The 16,336-nt window shown below is 52.9% G+C and carries 12 protein-coding genes and 1 pseudogene; 4 read left to right on the top strand and 9 right to left on the bottom strand.

Annotation, left to right across the window (positions count from 1 at the left end; genetic code table 11):
- Positions 1–21 precede the first annotated feature (21 nt).
- Positions 22–1,314 (bottom strand): ABC transporter substrate-binding protein, encoded by a 1,293-nt coding sequence (locus ACKQAD_RS15240; RefSeq protein ID WP_409160928.1) that lies wholly within the window; start codon positions 1,312–1,314, stop codon positions 22–24.
- Positions 1,315–1,890: 576 nt separating this feature from the next.
- Here ACKQAD_RS15240 and ACKQAD_RS15245 point away from each other — a divergent pair.
- Both ACKQAD_RS15245 and queD read left to right on the top strand, forming a co-directional pair.
- A complete protein-coding gene (locus ACKQAD_RS15245) occupies positions 1,891–3,225 on the top strand; it encodes a glycoside hydrolase family 28 protein (protein ID WP_409160929.1) in 1,335 nt (444 codons plus the stop codon).
- An 81-nt stretch (positions 3,226–3,306) separates the two neighbouring features.
- Positions 3,307–3,669, top strand: a complete 363-nt coding sequence (gene queD, locus ACKQAD_RS15250) for a 6-carboxytetrahydropterin synthase QueD (protein WP_409160930.1) — start codon at positions 3,307–3,309, stop codon at positions 3,667–3,669.
- A gap of 74 nt (positions 3,670–3,743) precedes the next feature.
- Here queD and queE read toward each other — a convergent pair whose 3' ends face one another.
- Positions 3,744–4,415: a 7-carboxy-7-deazaguanine synthase QueE gene (queE, locus tag ACKQAD_RS15255; RefSeq protein ID WP_409160931.1), complete on the bottom strand. Its 672-nt coding sequence runs from the start codon at positions 4,413–4,415 to the stop codon at positions 3,744–3,746.
- Positions 4,416–4,610: 195 nt separating this feature from the next.
- Here queE and ACKQAD_RS15260 point away from each other — a divergent pair, with 195 nt between their 5' ends.
- A complete protein-coding gene (locus tag ACKQAD_RS15260) occupies positions 4,611–5,591 on the top strand; it encodes an MBL fold metallo-hydrolase (protein ID WP_409160932.1) in 981 nt (326 codons plus the stop codon).
- Between the two features lie 36 nt (positions 5,592–5,627).
- Positions 5,628–5,726 (top strand): annotated as a pseudogene (locus tag ACKQAD_RS15265) (NAD(P)-dependent oxidoreductase); the annotation flags it as partial.
- Positions 5,727–6,097: 371 nt separating this feature from the next.
- Here the strand turns inward: ACKQAD_RS15265 and bglB are convergent.
- The 7 genes from bglB to relA all read right to left on the bottom strand — a co-directional run bounded on the left by bglB (position 6,098) and on the right by relA (position 16,322).
- Complete coding sequence (gene bglB, locus ACKQAD_RS15270; protein WP_409160933.1) at positions 6,098–7,237, bottom strand: beta-galactosidase BglB; 1,140 nt, start codon at positions 7,235–7,237, stop codon at positions 6,098–6,100.
- A 43-nt stretch (positions 7,238–7,280) separates the two neighbouring features.
- Positions 7,281–8,840 (bottom strand): MFS transporter, encoded by a 1,560-nt coding sequence (locus ACKQAD_RS15275; protein WP_151241489.1) that lies wholly within the window; start codon positions 8,838–8,840, stop codon positions 7,281–7,283.
- Positions 8,841–9,172: 332 nt separating this feature from the next.
- Positions 9,173–9,505: a LysR family transcriptional regulator gene (locus ACKQAD_RS15280; protein WP_409160934.1), complete on the bottom strand. Its 333-nt coding sequence runs from the start codon at positions 9,503–9,505 to the stop codon at positions 9,173–9,175.
- Between the two features lie 104 nt (positions 9,506–9,609).
- Positions 9,610–10,905: a phosphopyruvate hydratase gene (gene eno, locus ACKQAD_RS15285; protein WP_409160935.1), complete on the bottom strand. Its 1,296-nt coding sequence runs from the start codon at positions 10,903–10,905 to the stop codon at positions 9,610–9,612.
- A gap of 91 nt (positions 10,906–10,996) precedes the next feature.
- Positions 10,997–12,634 carry a glutamine hydrolyzing CTP synthase gene (gene pyrG, locus ACKQAD_RS15290; protein ID WP_409160936.1) on the bottom strand — a complete coding sequence of 546 codons (1,638 nt, stop codon included), beginning with the start codon at positions 12,632–12,634 and terminating at the stop codon, positions 10,997–10,999.
- A 225-nt stretch (positions 12,635–12,859) separates the two neighbouring features.
- On the bottom strand, positions 12,860–13,657 hold the full coding sequence (gene mazG / locus ACKQAD_RS15295) for a nucleoside triphosphate pyrophosphohydrolase (RefSeq protein WP_409160937.1): 798 nt from the start codon (positions 13,655–13,657) through the stop codon (positions 12,860–12,862).
- Between the two features lie 430 nt (positions 13,658–14,087).
- Positions 14,088–16,322 carry a GTP diphosphokinase gene (gene relA / locus ACKQAD_RS15300; RefSeq protein WP_409160938.1) on the bottom strand — a complete coding sequence of 745 codons (2,235 nt, stop codon included), beginning with the start codon at positions 16,320–16,322 and terminating at the stop codon, positions 14,088–14,090.
- Positions 16,323–16,336 lie beyond the last annotated feature (14 nt).

Consider the following 16,336-nt stretch of genomic DNA (forward strand, 5'->3'; position numbering starts at 1 on the left):
ATACCTTATTCTGGTCAATGCTTAGCGAATCACCCGCTTCAGGATTCGCTCGCCTGAGTTACTGAAGTTTTTCGCCGATTCTTCCACGCTCTTTTTGCCATAGTCGATCTGTTCGATAGTTTGCAGGATCAAGCTGGCAAGCTGCGGATCTTCAAGATAGGAGGAAACAGGCGTTTGCATCGGTTTTTCCAGCGCCAGTGATAATCCGACAACCGACAGATCGTTCATATCCAGCTTCTGCTTTTCTTCCAGCGCTTGTCTGGCAATACGGCTGAGCGGAATACCGCGCTCGGTGCCCATCAGCAGCGCGCCTTCAGGATCGTTCATTAGATAATTCAGCAACAGCGCCGCTTCTTTTGGATGTTTGGTATTTTTGCTGATGGCAAACAGCATGGAGGGTTTGAAGAACTGCCCGGAATTATCCGACCCCGGCGTCATGATGTAGGGCCCTAATTCGAGATTGCCGGGTGCCGCCAGCGGATCGGCGTATTTCTTCACGACCGAAATCCACAGGTGAGCACCACCGTATTCCCCATTAATCCAGGGACGCGTTTCATACATCCCGACTTTGCCAAACGCGTTGTAATACTTCGAGGACGGCATGACATGTTCGTCGATCAAACGCTTATAGAAGCGAAACGCCTCGATCCATTGTGCCTCACTGTAGTTAAAGCGTTTGTTCTTTTCATCGATCATGCCGATCTGGTATTTCTGCGTCATGTAATAGTTGAGCAGTTCCAGCAATCCTTCGCCGCTGTCCTGCGCAGGCGAGGCGATGGGGAAATAGTTATCACCCAGCTTCTCTTTAAATACCTTGCCCGCCTGGAACAGCTCATCCCAGGTGGTGGGATACGGCAGCCCGGCTTTCTTCCAGGTTTCCGCGTTGTAATACATCACCAGCGCATTCAACGAGGTGGAAATCGCATTCACCTTGCCGTCAATCGTCGCGGGTTTTAGCGCATCTTCGGGAAAATCCTGCAATTTCAGCGTCTCGGTCAGCTTATTCAGGTCATAAAAACCAGTGCCGGTTTTGGAAAAAATCGGCAGCCAGTTCCAGTTTACCTGCATGATATCCGGTTCTTCACCGCTGGCAATCTGCGTGGTCAGACGGGATAAGTGCCCGTCCCAACCGGTATATTCCGGCCTCACACGGATATGCGGATATTTTTTCTGAAACGCCTCTAGCGCAGCCAACGTCGCTTGATGACGGCTGTTTCCCCCCCACCAGGAGAGGCGTAATTCCACTGGATCAGCAGCCTGCGCAACTGAACAGAGCACAGAGAAGGCGATGAAAATCAGTCCAAGTAATCTCATTTTTCCCCCAACGACATTATTATTGTGTGTTTGCCGTACTGGTGTGGTGTGTGGATGAGAAAGCGGATCGGGTACGTAACCGCTTGGCATTTTGGGAATCAACCTATCCCTCACCCTGACAAGATAGGCAGAACCCTTTTTGTCGCGCCAGCCGCTACGGCGGGAAAACGCGTGATTTGCGGGACTGGCGGAAGAAATGTTGATGACGGCGTCGCGCTAGTGGGCGTTTCAACCACGCGATGCGAACGCTATCTCGCGCGGCAGGGAGATGCTTCACATCATTAACCGACACACCACACCAAAAAGAGATTTAATTCACAAATAAGAAACACAAAAACAACAAAACAGCTCAACACATGCTGAAAAAGAGAAAAAACAGCGTAAAAACGTGATGAAACACACACGGCATAACGCACCGTATCACCTTCTCCGTTATGCCTTTCACATTCTCTTACGCCACACGTCATACGCTGTGAAGCCCGCTCCAACCTGCGCAGATTTCATCACAACAAACACAGCCAAAGACCAGTAAACGTGCTGCAATCCATTCATTAATGGCAAACCGTGGATGACACGATGAAACACTCTATTAAGTCATACTTCCCCGCCGCCGACGGCATCACGCTGGATACCGCCGTCTTTCAACAGGCTATCGATCGGATTGCGGCACAGGGTGGCGGCACCCTGACGGTCGAACCGGGGCGCTATCTATTAGGGGGATTACTGCTGCCTTCCAACTTTTGTCTGCAACTGGAGGCCGGAGCGGAATTAATCGTCAGCGGTGACTATGCACAGTTTACGCAGGCCACCACCATCAGCATGGCCGAACTGTCGCACAGAGCGTTTCTTTATGCCTATCAGCAGCGCAATATTACGATCTGCGGTCAGGGTAAGATCATGGGGAATGCCGATGCGTATTTTTCTGCGGAACCTGATGATCAAGGCTATCGCCTGCCTGCACAATATCGCCCACGTATTGTGGTGTTTGAGGATTGCGAACACGTCCGACTGTGTGATTTTACGATTGAACACGCGCCGATGTGGACCGTGCATCTGGTCAGTTGTCGCCAAATCATTGTCGAACGTCTGACCATTGATAACGATCTGAGCATGGCGAATACCGATGCACTGGATCTCGACAGCTGTCAGCAGGTGCAGATCAGTAACTGCTCGCTGAGCGCTGCTGACGATGCGCTGTGTATTAAAACCACCTATAAGCCGCCCCATCTGCAACGGAAGGTACAGCAGGTCGTCATCAGCAATTGTCTGCTGCGATCCAAGAGCTGCGCCCTGAAAGTCGGCACTGAAACCTTTGCCGACATTGAAGATATTGCCGTCAGCAACTGCGCCATTTACGAGACTAACCGTGCCATTGGGCTGATCTCCCGTGATGGCGGCACGTTCCGACGTCTACAGTTCAGCAACATCACGTTCCAGTGCGTCGCCGCGCATCCGTGCCACTGGGGCAAGGCCGATCCAATCTTTATTTCCATACGCTATCGCGATCCCGCCATCGAACCGGGCCGGATCGAAGCGGTACAATTTTCTCAGATCGCGGGGATCAGCGAGGGGGCAATAAACCTGCACAGCACGCCCGCAGGCTACATTCGTGATATCCATTTCCATGCCGTGCACCTTGAACAGCGGCAGAGCGACTCACCGGAACAGGGGATGTACGATGTACGCCCGCCCTGCAACCCGGAACGCCCTACAGGTATGGGGCTGGACAATGCGTATCGGGTCGATCCGGCGACAGGTCGCGCATTCGGTGTCGACTATTATCCAGGTGGCATGCCCGCACTATTTGCCCGTGGCGTTGTGAACCTGACCACCAGCCACATGACGCTCCGCCGTCCCGATCCGCTGCCCTCCGGCTGGCATCACGCGACGATCGTGCAGTTGGAAGAATAAGTACTTTCGGGTAGTATGCGACGGTTTTTGCATACTATGTTCTGAAAGCCCCTTTTTCAGAACGAAACCGGGAACCTCGCTATGGTCACTACGCTATTTAAAGATTTTCAGTTTGAAGCCGCGCATCATCTGCCTCACGTGCCGGAAGGCCACAAATGCGGGCGACTACATGGTCACTCTTTCATGGTGAGACTGGAAATTACCGGTGAAGTGGATCCGCACACTGGCTGGGTGATGGATTTTTCTGAGCTGAAAGCCGCATTTAAACCGACGTGGGAACGATTGGATCATCACTATCTGAATGAGATCCCCGGTCTGGAAAACCCGACCAGCGAAGTGCTGGCGCACTGGATCTGGCATCAGTTGAAGCCGATATTACCGCTGCTCAGCGCCGTGATGGTTAAAGAAACCTGCACCGCGGGCTGCGTCTATAAAGGCGAGTGATGAGGTGTCGCGGCGCGATGAGCATCCTGCTCTCACGCCGCGACTATTCAGTCGCTATCATCAGTAGATAACTATCAGGCGATATTCAGGTATTTATGTGTCTGCATAGACAGCCGCCAGTTGCGGGCGATGCAGGTCTCGATACACAGTTTGGTCGCATCCTCTTTCTGGCTAATCGGCTGTAGCGCCACAATACGCGGCTTATCATCATCAAGTCGTGCCAGCAGCGCATCCAGCGCTTCAATATCACGTTCACGCGCCACCGGGTGTTTGATCTCATCCGCCCGTTGCAACGCCTGATCGAGCACCTTCATACCACCGCGCATATTCACTTTCGGCGATACCGTCACCCAGGTTTTGGGCGAGCAGCGCACGCCGTGCGTGCCGCTGGTTTCGATTTGGCAGTTGAACCCCTGCTTCTCAAGTTGTAGCGTCAGCGGTGCCAAATCGTGGATGCAGGGCTCACCGCCGGTGATCACAATGTGGCGCGCCGTGTAGCTCTGTTGTGCGATCAGCGCCAGAATATCGTCCGCACTTGCCGCCCCCCAGGCATCGCGTTCTTCCATTTTTACCAGCACCTGATCCAATGAGGTTTCCCGCTCTGCCAGTTTGTCCCAGGTGTGTTTGGTATCGCACCAGCTACAGCCTACCGGACACCCTTGCAAGCGCACAAACACCGCCGGCACACCGGTAAAATAGCCTTCGCCCTGTAACGTCTGGAATATTTCATTAATCGGGTACTGCATGTTTTTTCGCTGTCTCGTTCACTTAAAAAATGCATTATACCCTAAATCCTCCGCATTGCAGGACGGCGGCGATACCGTGACAAATCTGGCGGGAACATGCCGTTCGAGAGCAGTTGAGTAATTCTCCTCGTGCGTCAATAATCAATCTGTTGTTACGATTTCGCCTGCTTTCATTACTAACAAGGACAAGAATCAATGAAGTTATTGAAGCCGTTAGCCCTACTCGTCTCGTGTGCCTTTGTACCTGCATTTTCTCAGGCGCAGGACATCGTGCAGATTAAAACCCAGCCGGGATATTACCGCATGATGATCGGCCAGTTCGAAATTACCGCGCTGGCTGATGGCACTAACACCATGCCGATGGATAAACTATTGCAGCGCACTCCACCGGAAAAAATCACCGAACTGCTGGCGGAAAAAGCGCTGACCCCGCAGGTGGAAACCTCCATCAACGCCTATTTGGTCAATACGGGAAAACACCTGATTCTGATCGATACCGGCAACGGCAAGCAGAGCAATCCTACCGTAGGGAAAGTGCTGCCGAATCTGATTGCGGCGGGTTACAAGCCTGAGCAGATTGATACCGTGTTGATGACCCACCTGCACGGCGACCATTTTGGTGGTCTGGTGCAGGACAATAAGCTGAACTACCCAAATGCCACCGTATATGTCAGCCAACCAGAAACCGATTTTTGGCTCAGCACGGATAATCTGAAGAGTGCGCCAGAGAACAGAAAGGCCGCGTTCCAACGCGTGCAAAGTACCTTTGATGCCATTCGCAAAGAGAACAAGCTGAAAACGTTCCCGCCTCAGCAGGCCACATTGTTACCCGGCATCACCGCGATTCCGAGTCCGGGACATACACCGGGGCATACGTCTTTTCTGATTGAAAGCGAAGGGAAAAAGCTGCTGGCCTGGGGAGACATCATTCATGCGGAAGCGGTACAAATGAGCTTACCGGCCACCACCATCAGCTTTGACTCCAATATGGATCAGGCGACGGAGTCCCGTAATAAAGCGCTGGCTGACGCCGCCAGCCAGGGTTACTGGGTTGCAGGCGCTCACCTGCCCTTCCCCGGCATCGGCCACGTTGGCACGCGTCTGGAACGCAACGGCACGACCAACGGCTATCGCTGGCTCCCGGCAAATTACAGTGTGGCAGGGCTAAAAAACTAAGGAGCAGAATGGAATTCATTACCTTAATTACTGGCGGGTCGCGCGGCATTGGTCGCGCAAGCAATAGGCTGGCTGTTATCGGACGACGCATCTTACGTCACGGGGAATTTTATCGACCTCGCGGGCGGTAAATAGACGTAACCTATGCAGGTTCCTCCCGCTTAGCCTGTCTCTTAATCACATTTATATGCAGGTTAAGAGAGGCTTTCGTGCGCCACACCTCCGCCACTATTGTGCGATACCGTACACGCGCCCGACGTAGAGCGGCTCAGTCGCCGCCGCCCTACGAACCCAGGCTTCCGGCTAAATTATGCCGCTACGCGGTCCCATCGATGTGCTTGACCGCTAGTCGAGCCGCCAGTGACGCGTTCCCGACGCGGCACTGGCTTTCGCGACGTCCTGTCGCTCACTCGGCAGTCAAGCGCACCGCTGCATAATTTTTACGCCGGATAACGACCAAACCATAAAAATTCACAGCATTTGCATATAAGCGTTGCGATGAGCTGTTACAAATACACCCGCAGGTATTCCGCCAGACAAAGGATCGCCATTGCCTGGCCGTACGGCATGGAGGTCAGCGCGATATTGCGGTAGAAATCCAGATCGTTGCCCATCGCGGTGCCAAATGACACTTGCGTCAGTTCACCGTCCTTATTGACGTGATTGATCACGCCGCGAATCGCTTTCTCCGCGACATCCGCGTAGCTCGGATCGACGTAGCGCTTGCGCACCGCTTTCAGGATACCGTAGGCAAAACCGGCGGTTGCCGAGCTTTCAAGATACGAATTCGGATCGTCGATCAGCGTGTGCCACAGGCCGCTGTCATCCTGATATTTTGCCAATGCCTCAATCTGGCTTTCCAGCACCTGCAACAGGAAACGGCGCGTCGCGTTGTGCTCCGGCAGATCCAGCAGTTCGATAAATTCAGGAATAACGATCGTCAGCCAGCTGTTACCACGTGCCCAGCGTGCTTTCGCATAGTTGTGCTGCCCTTCGAACGTCCAGCCGTGGAACCACAGGCCGCTTTCGCGATCCATCAGGTATTGCACATGCAGTAGGAACTGATACGTGGCTTCTTCGACAAATTCCGGTCGATTTAGCAGCTTGCCGATTTTCGCCAGCGGCAGCACGCTCATCATCAGCGTGTCGTCCCACAGCTGCTGATGGTTTTCGTTGTTATAAACAATGTGCTGCAAGCCTCGCTTGTCCGTGCGCGGCATTTCATACATCACCCACTCCGCCCAGCGCTCCAGATACGGCAGCCAGCGGGCGTCGCCCGTTTCTTCATAGCGATAAGCCAGCGTCAGGAACGGGCACACGGTGTTCACGTTTTTCGTCGGTGTGCCTTCCGCCAAACGTTCAGTAAACCAGTCATCAATGATGGCGCGCATCTGCTCGTCACCCGTTTGCTGATAATACTGATAAATCCCGTACAGCCCAATACCGTGCGTCCATTCCCATCCCGCCCAGCCTTTGGTATCAATTACGCGACCATCGTCCAGCCGTAACAAGAATTCACCGGTTTTATCCTCGATATTCACCAGATTGTCGGTGATACGGCAAATCAGCGCCTTCAGATCCTCACGGGAGATGAAGCGTTCTGGCTGACGTAAAAGCGGGCTATGTTTTACACTGAATACGGTCATAGTCATTCATCCAATTGAGTTATCAGTTAACAGTTCAATACAGTTACGGCTGCGTGGCGTGCGTGACCGGCTTGTCGCCTTTGTGGCGGTTCAGGTAGCCGATATTGTTGTTACCCCACAGCGATTCATATGGCATACCCGCCAGCATTTCGACCGTTGCCCGCGCCTGTGGCGTAATCTTCTCCGGCACAGGGCGACCCGCTTCACGCATTTTCAGCGTCTCTTCGCGTAGCACACTGTGTGTTTGCAGGTTGAGTTTAAAGCGCAGAGAAACCAGGAAGCCCAGCGCCAGCACGCCCACGGTGCCGAAACTCAAAATCATCAGAATGGTGTGGCTGACGCCCGGCGCCTGTACGCTCTGGCCGGACACAAAGCCAGATAGCTGCAACACCACGCCTACCAGCATCACCGCACCAGCCTGAGAGGCTTTACGGGTCAGCGTCATAATCCCGGCGAAGATCCCTTCGCGACGCTGCGCGGTGATCACTTCATCCACGTCGGCGATGTAAGTGTAGGTGTTCCACGGTACGTAGTTGATCCCGCCACGCCCAATGCCAGCCAACGCAGAAATCAACAACAGCAGAGAGAAGGTGTCATGCAGGCCGCTGTACCACAGGACCGCGTAGGAAAGCGCACTCACGCCAAACAGGCATACGACCAGGCGGTAAGACGGTGCTGGCCCGAAGCGAATACACAGCGGGATCATGCCGATTACCGCGATGAATTGCAGGATCGCCATGGTGCCCATCAGGTTAGACGCCATTGTCGGGCTTTGCATCAGCACAAACACTACGTAATAGGTAAACACCGCGTTAAACACGTCCTGCGCGATATACCCGCCCAGATACATACCCAGATGCTGGCGGAAAATTCGGATTCGCAGTGTGGAGAGCAGTTCGACGTTCAGGCGTTTCAGGCTTTGGCCTAACGTCAGCGATTGGCGCTCTTTCTCCGCGCGTAGCGACGCTTCCGACATCTGATCGCGTGGCCGTTCCCACGTAAAGAAATAGACCAGCGTCAACACCAGCGCACAAATAACGGAGAACACCAGACTCGAATAGAAGAAGGAAATGGCGTTGTCTTTACCAAAGTAGCCCAACAGAATACCCGGCAGAAACGCAGCCAAAATCGCAGACAGCTGCGCCAGCGCGATGCGTGCGCCGGAGAACTTGGTCTTCTGTTTGAAATCGTCGGTCATTTCCGGCACCAGCGTTTCATACGGCACCAGTACCATCGTATAAACGATATCGAACAGCAGGTACGTCAGCAGATAGTACCAATAGCTCATATCCCCAACCCACATGAAGCTGTAGCTAAACACGAGGGGAATACCGAGTAGAATAAAGAACTTACGGCGGCCAAAGCGCTTGCCCAACCAGGTTGAACCGAAGTTATCGGTCAGGAAGCCCATCAGCGGGCTGACGACGGCATCAAGCACGCGCGCCATCGCAAAAATAAAGGTTGCCTCAATCGGCGTTAAGCCACAGAACGTGGTGTAAAAATAGAGTAACCAGGCGGCCGTCAGCGCGGTGGTACCCGCACCAAGAAAGTCCCCTGAACCGTAGGCTAAATAGTTAGCCAAACCGATCTTACGCGTTTTCATCGCCATCCTTCCCCGAACATTTTTAGTTATGAAGGTGTCACGCTGCTACGGTAGCGCTCGGCGATCGTGAAAACCTTTGCGCTTTTGCCACCCTCCGCCTCACGCTGGCAGCATGGGGAAGATGGGTGCGATCCGCGTCAAATATTTTATAAAAAGCTATTTTAGAGGAACAAAACCAGTAGTTCGTTTATGGCGATCACAGGATAGAAGAAGGGACGTCAGTGGGAAGCAGCAGCATCACAACGGATGCGGCCTCGTGATGTCTTGCGAAATAGCGCGTTCTTTAGCAGAGAATGGCGCTATTCCGCATGCTGCAAACGCCACAGGAAAGTTTATTGCGCATGGGCTAAACGCGGATGACGCCGCGCGCCCGGCACCCAGGCCAGATAGTGATCCAACTGTGTTGTGCCAACGGGAGGCGGAATAATAGCAAGTTCGCCAGCATCTAGCAGATCCTGACATAAATACACTGGCATGACCGTCCAGCCAAATCCGCTCGTCAGAACACGACGCATACGCCTGAACTGCAGGCGGAACTGATTGGCCACTATGTCGATCCACTGGCGGCCAGCCGCCTCTCTATCCATCATAAAAAAAACGTTAGGAACGTTTTTCAACGTTGCGTAGCAACGGCCCGCAGGGTGGCAGACAGGGATGTCTGCCATAAAAAAATCCAGAAACGTTTTCACGCTTCTGGATTTTTAGGGTTATCACGTTGGGAACGAATCGGACAGCTTTCTCAGCCGACCCGATTACGTCAGAAACGCAATTACTGGCCTTTAACTTCTTTCAGACCATTGAAAGGTGCAGCATCACCCAGCGCTTCTTCGATACGAATCAGCTGGTTGTATTTAGCAACACGGTCAGAACGGCTCATAGAACCCGTTTTGATCTGGCCAGCCGCTGTACCTACTGCCAGATCAGCGATGGTTGCATCTTCAGTTTCGCCTGAACGGTGAGAGATAACAGCCGTGTAGCCTGCATCTTTCGCCATTTTAATTGCAGCCAGCGTTTCGGTCAGAGAACCGATCTGGTTGAATTTAATCAGGATGGAGTTAGCGATGCCTTTCTCGATACCTTCTTTCAGGATTTTGGTGTTGGTTACGAACAGATCGTCACCAACCAGTTGGATTTTGTCGCCCAGCACTTTAGTCTGGTACGCGAAGCCATCCCAATCAGATTCGTCCAGACCGTCTTCGATAGACACGATCGGATACTGTTTGGTCAGATCTTCCAGGAAGTGAGTGAATTCTTCAGAGGTGAACGCTTTGTTGCCTTCGCCAGCCAAAACGTATTTACCGTCTTTGTAGAATTCAGATGCCGCACAGTCCATCGCCAGCGTGATGTCTTTGCCCAGTTCGTAGCCTGCTGCTTTTACCGCTTCTGCGATAACAGCCAGCGCTTCGGCGTTGGAACCCAGGTTTGGCGCATAGCCACCTTCATCACCCACAGCCGTATTCATGCCTTTAGACTTCAGAACTTTAGCCAGGTTGTGGAACACTTCAGAACCCATGCGAACAGCTTCTTTCAGAGTTTTCGCGCCTACAGGCTGAATCATGAACTCTTGAATATCAACGTTGTTATCCGCGTGCTCACCGCCGTTGATGATGTTCATCATTGGCAGTGGCATAGAATATTTGCCTGGGGTGCCGTTCAGTTCAGCGATGTGAGCATACAGCGGCAGGCCTTTTGACGCTGCTGCTGCTTTAGCGGCAGCCAGAGAAACAGCCAGAATAGCGTTAGCACCGAACTTGGATTTGTTGTCAGTACCATCCAGGTCGATCATGATCTTGTCGATGTTCGCCTGATCTTTCGCATCTTTACCCAGTACAGCCTGAGCAATCGGGCCGTTAACAGCAGCAACGGCTTTCGTTACGCCTTTGCCCAGAAAACGGGATTTGTCACCGTCACGCAGTTCCAGCGCTTCGCGAGAGCCAGTAGACGCTCCTGATGGCGCCGCAGCCAGACCTACAAAACCACCTTCAAGATGAACTTCCGCTTCAACAGTTGGGTTTCCGCGTGAGTCGATGATTTCACGGCCGATGACTTTAACAATTTTGGACATTAGATTTTCCTCAGTACAAGTTAAACTAAAACTTTAGACAGAACTAAAACCCTAGACGAGCAACGCGCGATCGCGCGTTGCTGTATAACTCTTACTTCACCTGACGCTTCTGGTACGCGCCAGCGGCTTTCACAAAGCCGGCAAACAGGGGATGTCCATCTCGCGGCGTTGACGTGAATTCCGGGTGGAATTGACAGGCAACGAACCAGGGATGATCGGGTAACTCAACAATCTCCACCAGTTTGCGGTCGGCGGAAAGACCAGCAACCCGTAATCCCGCCGCTTCAATCTGTTTCAACAGCATGTTGTTCACTTCATAACGATGACGGTGACGTTCGATAATCGTCTGCTCACCGTACATCTGACGCACCAGACTGCCTTCGGTCAGATGGCATTGCTGCCCGCCAACGCGCATGGTGCCGCCCAGATCGCTTGCTTCATCACGGACTTCAACATTGCCGTTCTCATCACGCCATTCCGTGATCAGCGCAACCACCGGATACTTACAGTCTGGCATAAACTCCGTTGAGTTTGCGCCTTCCATGCCGGCAACGTTACGGGCAAATTCCATTAATGCGACCTGCATCCCCAGGCAAATGCCCAGATAAGGGATATTGTTCTCACGGGCGTAACGCGCCGCCATGATTTTCCCTTCGACGCCACGGTAACCAAAACCGCCAGGAATCAGAATAGCGTCCAAATCTTTCAGTACATCGACACCGCGGGTTTCGACATCCTGCGAGTCGATCAGCTTGATATTCACCGTCAGACGATTCTTTAAGCCGCCGTGTTTCAGCGCTTCAATCACGGATTTGTAGGCATCCGGCAGCGCAACATATTTGCCGATCATACCGATAGTGACTTCACCGCCCGGATTCGCTTCTTCATACACAACCTGTTCCCATTCTGACAGGTTTGCTTCAGGGCAGTTCAAGCTGAATCGTTTACAAATATAATCGTCCAGCCCCTGTGATTTCAATAGCGCCGGGATTTTATAAATCGAATCAATGTCTTTAAGGGATATTACCGCTTTTTCCGGCACATTACAGAACAAAGCAATTTTTGCACGCTCGTTGGCGGGCACGGTGCGGTCGGAACGACAAATCAGCACGTCAGGCTGAATACCGATGGAAAGCAGTTCTTTAACGGAGTGCTGCGTCGGCTTGGTTTTCACTTCGCCCGCCGCCGCCAGATACGGCACCAGCGTCAGGTGCATAAACAGCGTGTGCTCGCGACCGACTTGTACCGCCATTTGCCGAATCGCTTCAAGGAATGGTAAAGATTCGATATCACCGACGGTACCGCCGATTTCGACCAGAACAACATCGTGTCCTTCGCCACCTTCAATGATGCGCTCTTTAATCGCGTTGGTAATATGTGGGATCACCTGAATGGTCGCGCCCAGATAGTCGCCACGGCGCTCTTTGCGCAGGACATCAGAGTAGATGCGGCCCGTGGTGAAGTTGTTGCGGCGCGACATTTTGGTGCGGATGAAACGCTCGTAGTGACCCAAGTCCAGATCGGTTTCGGCACCGTCTTCGGTGACAAAGACTTCACCGTGCTGCGTCGGGCTCATCGTGCCCGGATCCACGTTGATGTACGGGTCCAGTTTCATGATGGTAACGTTGAGGCCACGGGCTTCGAGAATAGCCGCCAGAGAGGCTGCGGCAATGCCTTTACCCAGAGAGGAAACGACCCCGCCGGTCACAAAAATATAATTAGTTGTCATGCTGAACCTGAGAGTTTAGGTTTAAAGACGATGGAAGTACCAAGACGGGAAAGTAGTATACCTGAACCTGATGAGCGCCACAAATGTTCGTTTTACACAATGTGGCGATTCCAACACACGTACAGACGAGGTGAAACCACACTTACCTCATCCTACAATTACCTTTAAAAACAATTAAATAAAAACATTAAAATCAATAAAAACGACTTTATCGATAAATAGGATCTAATGGCTGATTTCCTGTTTTTTCACCTGCTGCCATGCGGCTTCCATTTCGTCCAGCGTTGCCTGTTCCAGCGTTTTTCCCGATGCCGTAACGATTTGTTCTACCTCACGAAAACGTCGGGTGAACTTACGATTTGCCACCTGTAATGCCGCCTCGGCCTTGTGCCCCAGATGACGGGAGAGATTGACTGTAGCGAACAATAAATCCCCAATCTCTTCACCTAATTTTTCTTCATCGACAACGGCTTGCCGCGCCTCAAACATCACTTCATCGATTTCTTCATACACTTTGTCGAGCACCGGCCCCAGGCTGCCCCAATCGAAGCCAACAGACGCACAACGCTGCTGAATTTTTTGCGCTTTCATCAAGGCAGGTAGAGCATCAGGAATGTCATCCAATGTCGAATGACGATCTTTCTCCGCCCGCTCCTGCGCTTTGGTCTGTTCCCAGTTTGCCAGCACGGCATCGCTGTCCGTCAGCGTCAGATCGCCAAAAATATGCGGGTGGCGGCGTTCCAGCTTGTCGCTGATGGCGTTACACACATCAGAGAAATCGAACAAGCCCTTTTCCTGCGCCATTTGCGCGTAAAACACGACCTGAAACAGTAAATCCCCTAACTCACCACGTAAATCATCAAAATCCTGACGGCTGATGGCATCCAGCACTTCATACGTTTCTTCCAGCGTATAGGGCGCAATAGTGTCAAAGGTCTGTTTCTTGTCCCACGGGCAACCATTTTCAGGGTCACGCAGGGTTTTCATGATGGCGAGCAAACGTTCGACGGGGGATAAGTTCATTGAATTCTCGATTATAAAATAAACAGGTAATAATGTGCGCCAACGTCTGTTCCCCACACCTCCGCAGTGAACAGCCTTTTAGCCACATTTTTATGCAGATGTGGGCATGGTTTCGTGCGCCGTAATACCAACATTTTCATGCTACCTCGTGGCACGCGCCCGACACAGGGCGGCTCAGTCGCCGTCGCCCTGTGAACCCTGGTTCCGGCTAAATTATGTCGCTACGCGATGCCGTCGTCGGTATCAGGCTTAACGGACCGCTTGCGACACGCTCCCGGCGTGGCACAAGCTTGAGCCGCGTCCCTGCGGCTCATCCTAAGCCCGCTATCTCCTCAGCATAATTTTTTACGCCGGATAACAAACAATGGAGCTTACTTTCCTACACCATTTGTGTCTAACAGACAGTCAATGAAAGGAAAGTTGGCAAGTGTTACGCCCCCTGCTGACGCCGCGCGTCGATCACATCCGGCAGTTGGTTGAGCTTCGCCAGAATGCGGCTCAGTACTTGCAGGTTGTAGATCTCGATATCCATGTCAATCGTTGCCAGTTGCTGTTTGGTGTCGCTCCGACTGGCGACGCCCAGTACATTGACCTTCTCATTCGCCAGAATCGTAGTGATATCCCGCAGCAGGCCGCTGCGATCATTAGCAATCACCCTCACCACCAGCGAATAGCCGCTGGAGTAGCTTTCACCCCATACCGCGTCCACAATCCGCTCCGGCGAGCTGGCGCGCAGTTCATCCAACTGTTCACAGTCCGCACGGTGAATCGAAATTCCCCGACCGCGCGTGATGAACCCGGTGATCTCGTCGCCCGGAATCGGCTGGCAGCAGCGCGCGATATGGTGCATCAGGTTACCAACGCCTTCCACGACCACCCGACCGTTATCTTTATGGGTGCGCGTTGGCGGCTGCTGCGATTTCTGCGTCAGTTGACGCAACGCTTCACGATCCAGTTCTTCCGCACTCGGCTGTTTTAACTGCGATTGCAGGAAATTCACCATCTGATTCAGACGAACATCGCCACCGCCGATCGCCGCCAGCAGTTCATCCAGCGAATTCACGTTATAGCGCGGCAGCAGCAATTTCTCCGCCGCTTTAAGGCTAATCCCCAAATGCGCGAGTTCGTCATCCAGAATCTGCCGCCCTGCCAGAATATTCTTGTCGCGATCCTGCTTACGGAACCAGTTCTGAATCTTGGAACGTCCGCGGCTGGTGGTGATATACCCCAGATTCGGGTTCAGCCAGTCACGGCTCGGGTTCGGCTGCTTCTGGGTGATAATTTCAATCTGATCGCCCATTTGCAACTGATAGGTAAACGGCACAATACGTCCGCCGATTTTCGCCCCGATGCAGCGGTGCCCGATATCACTGTGGATATGATAAGCGAAATCAAGCGGCGTAGAACCGGCCGGGAGATCCACCACATCGCCTTTCGGCGTAAAGACATAGACGCGGTCATCAAACACCTGGCTGCGAACTTCATCCAGCACGTCATTCGAATCGGCCACCTCTTCCTGCCAGGCAAGCAGCTTACGCAGCCAGGCAATGCGGTCTTCGTAACCGGAGCGCCCGCCAACGGAGGTGCCTTCTTTGTATTTCCAATGTGCCGCCACGCCCAGTTCGGCATCTTCATGCATCTGGCGCGTGCGAATCTGGATTTCAAGCGTCTTCCCGCCCGGCCCTAGCACCACAGTGTGAATGGACTGATAGCCGTTCGGTTTCGGGTTGGCGACGTAGTCGTCAAATTCGTCCGGCAAATGGCGATAGTGGGTATGCACGATACCGAGCGCCCCGTAGCAGTCCTGCAAACGTTCGACGACAATACGCACGGCACGCACATCGAACAGCTCATCGAACGACAGCGATTTTTTCTGCATCTTGCGCCAGATGCTGTAGATATGCTTAGGACGACCGTAGATCTCCGCCTGCACGCCCTCTTCTTTCATCGCATCGCGCAGCGTTTTGACAAAATCGTCGATGTACTGCGCACGATCGATACGACGCTCGTGCAGCAGCTTGGCGATTTTTTTATATTCATCAGGATGCAGATAACGGAAGCAGAAATCCTCCAACTCCCACTTCAACTGGCCGATCCCTAAGCGGTTCGCTAACGGCGCGTAGATATTGGTACACTCTTTGGCTGCCAGCACCCGTTCTTCTTCCGGGGCATCCTTAACTTCACGCAGGTGCGCGATTCGCTCGGCGAGCTTGATCACGACGCAGCGGAAATCTTCCACCATCGCCAGCAACATGCGGCGGATGTTATCGACCTGCTCAGATGCGCCAGAATCATTCTGCGTCGCTTTGAGCTGGCGAATTGCGTCCATATCGCGCACGCCATGCACCAAATCAACGATGTTTTTACCAAACGCGGATTCCAGCGTCGCCTCATCAACCACGCCCGCATCCGCCAGTGGAAAGAGCAGCGCCGCACGCATGCTGTCATTGTCCATACTGAGCGTGGACAGGATTTCCACCATTTCAATGCCGCGCCACAGCAGCAGCGATGCATCGACATGATCTTGCGTTTGCTGCTCACAGTAACGCCAGGTTTCGGCTAAACGTTCACACGATTGCTGGCTGGCAATACCCAGCGAAGCAATCCACGCGTCAGGGACAAAGTCACCTGCCGTATTCAAATGCGCACTTCTTACCGCAACCATAATTTCTCCCTACG

Origin of the sequence: Pectobacterium artocarpous (genome assembly GCF_046159765.1) — a bacterium.
Taxonomy (GTDB): Bacteria; Pseudomonadota; Gammaproteobacteria; order Enterobacterales; family Enterobacteriaceae; genus Pectobacterium.

Bases quoted from the DNA above. Each gene is read 5' to 3' on its own strand.
- ACKQAD_RS15240 (WP_409160928.1), bottom strand. From the start codon at position 1,314: ATGAGATTACTTGGACTGATTTTCATCGCCTTCTCTGTGCTCTGTTCA.
- ACKQAD_RS15245 (WP_409160929.1), top strand. From the start codon at position 1,891: ATGAAACACTCTATTAAGTCATACTTCCCCGCCGCCGACGGCATCACG.
- queD (WP_409160930.1), top strand. From the start codon at position 3,307: ATGGTCACTACGCTATTTAAAGATTTTCAGTTTGAAGCCGCGCATCAT.
- queE (WP_409160931.1), bottom strand. From the start codon at position 4,415: ATGCAGTACCCGATTAATGAAATATTCCAGACGTTACAGGGCGAAGGC.
- ACKQAD_RS15260 (WP_409160932.1), top strand. From the start codon at position 4,611: ATGAAGTTATTGAAGCCGTTAGCCCTACTCGTCTCGTGTGCCTTTGTA.
- bglB (WP_409160933.1), bottom strand. From the start codon at position 7,237: ATGACCGTATTCAGTGTAAAACATAGCCCGCTTTTACGTCAGCCAGAA.
- ACKQAD_RS15275 (WP_151241489.1), bottom strand. From the start codon at position 8,840: ATGAAAACGCGTAAGATCGGTTTGGCTAACTATTTAGCCTACGGTTCA.
- ACKQAD_RS15280 (WP_409160934.1), bottom strand. From the start codon at position 9,505: ATGGCAGACATCCCTGTCTGCCACCCTGCGGGCCGTTGCTACGCAACG.
- eno (WP_409160935.1), bottom strand. From the start codon at position 10,905: ATGTCCAAAATTGTTAAAGTCATCGGCCGTGAAATCATCGACTCACGC.
- pyrG (WP_409160936.1), bottom strand. From the start codon at position 12,634: ATGACAACTAATTATATTTTTGTGACCGGCGGGGTCGTTTCCTCTCTG.
- mazG (WP_409160937.1), bottom strand. From the start codon at position 13,657: ATGAACTTATCCCCCGTCGAACGTTTGCTCGCCATCATGAAAACCCTG.
- relA (WP_409160938.1), bottom strand. From the start codon at position 16,322: ATGGTTGCGGTAAGAAGTGCGCATTTGAATACGGCAGGTGACTTTGTC.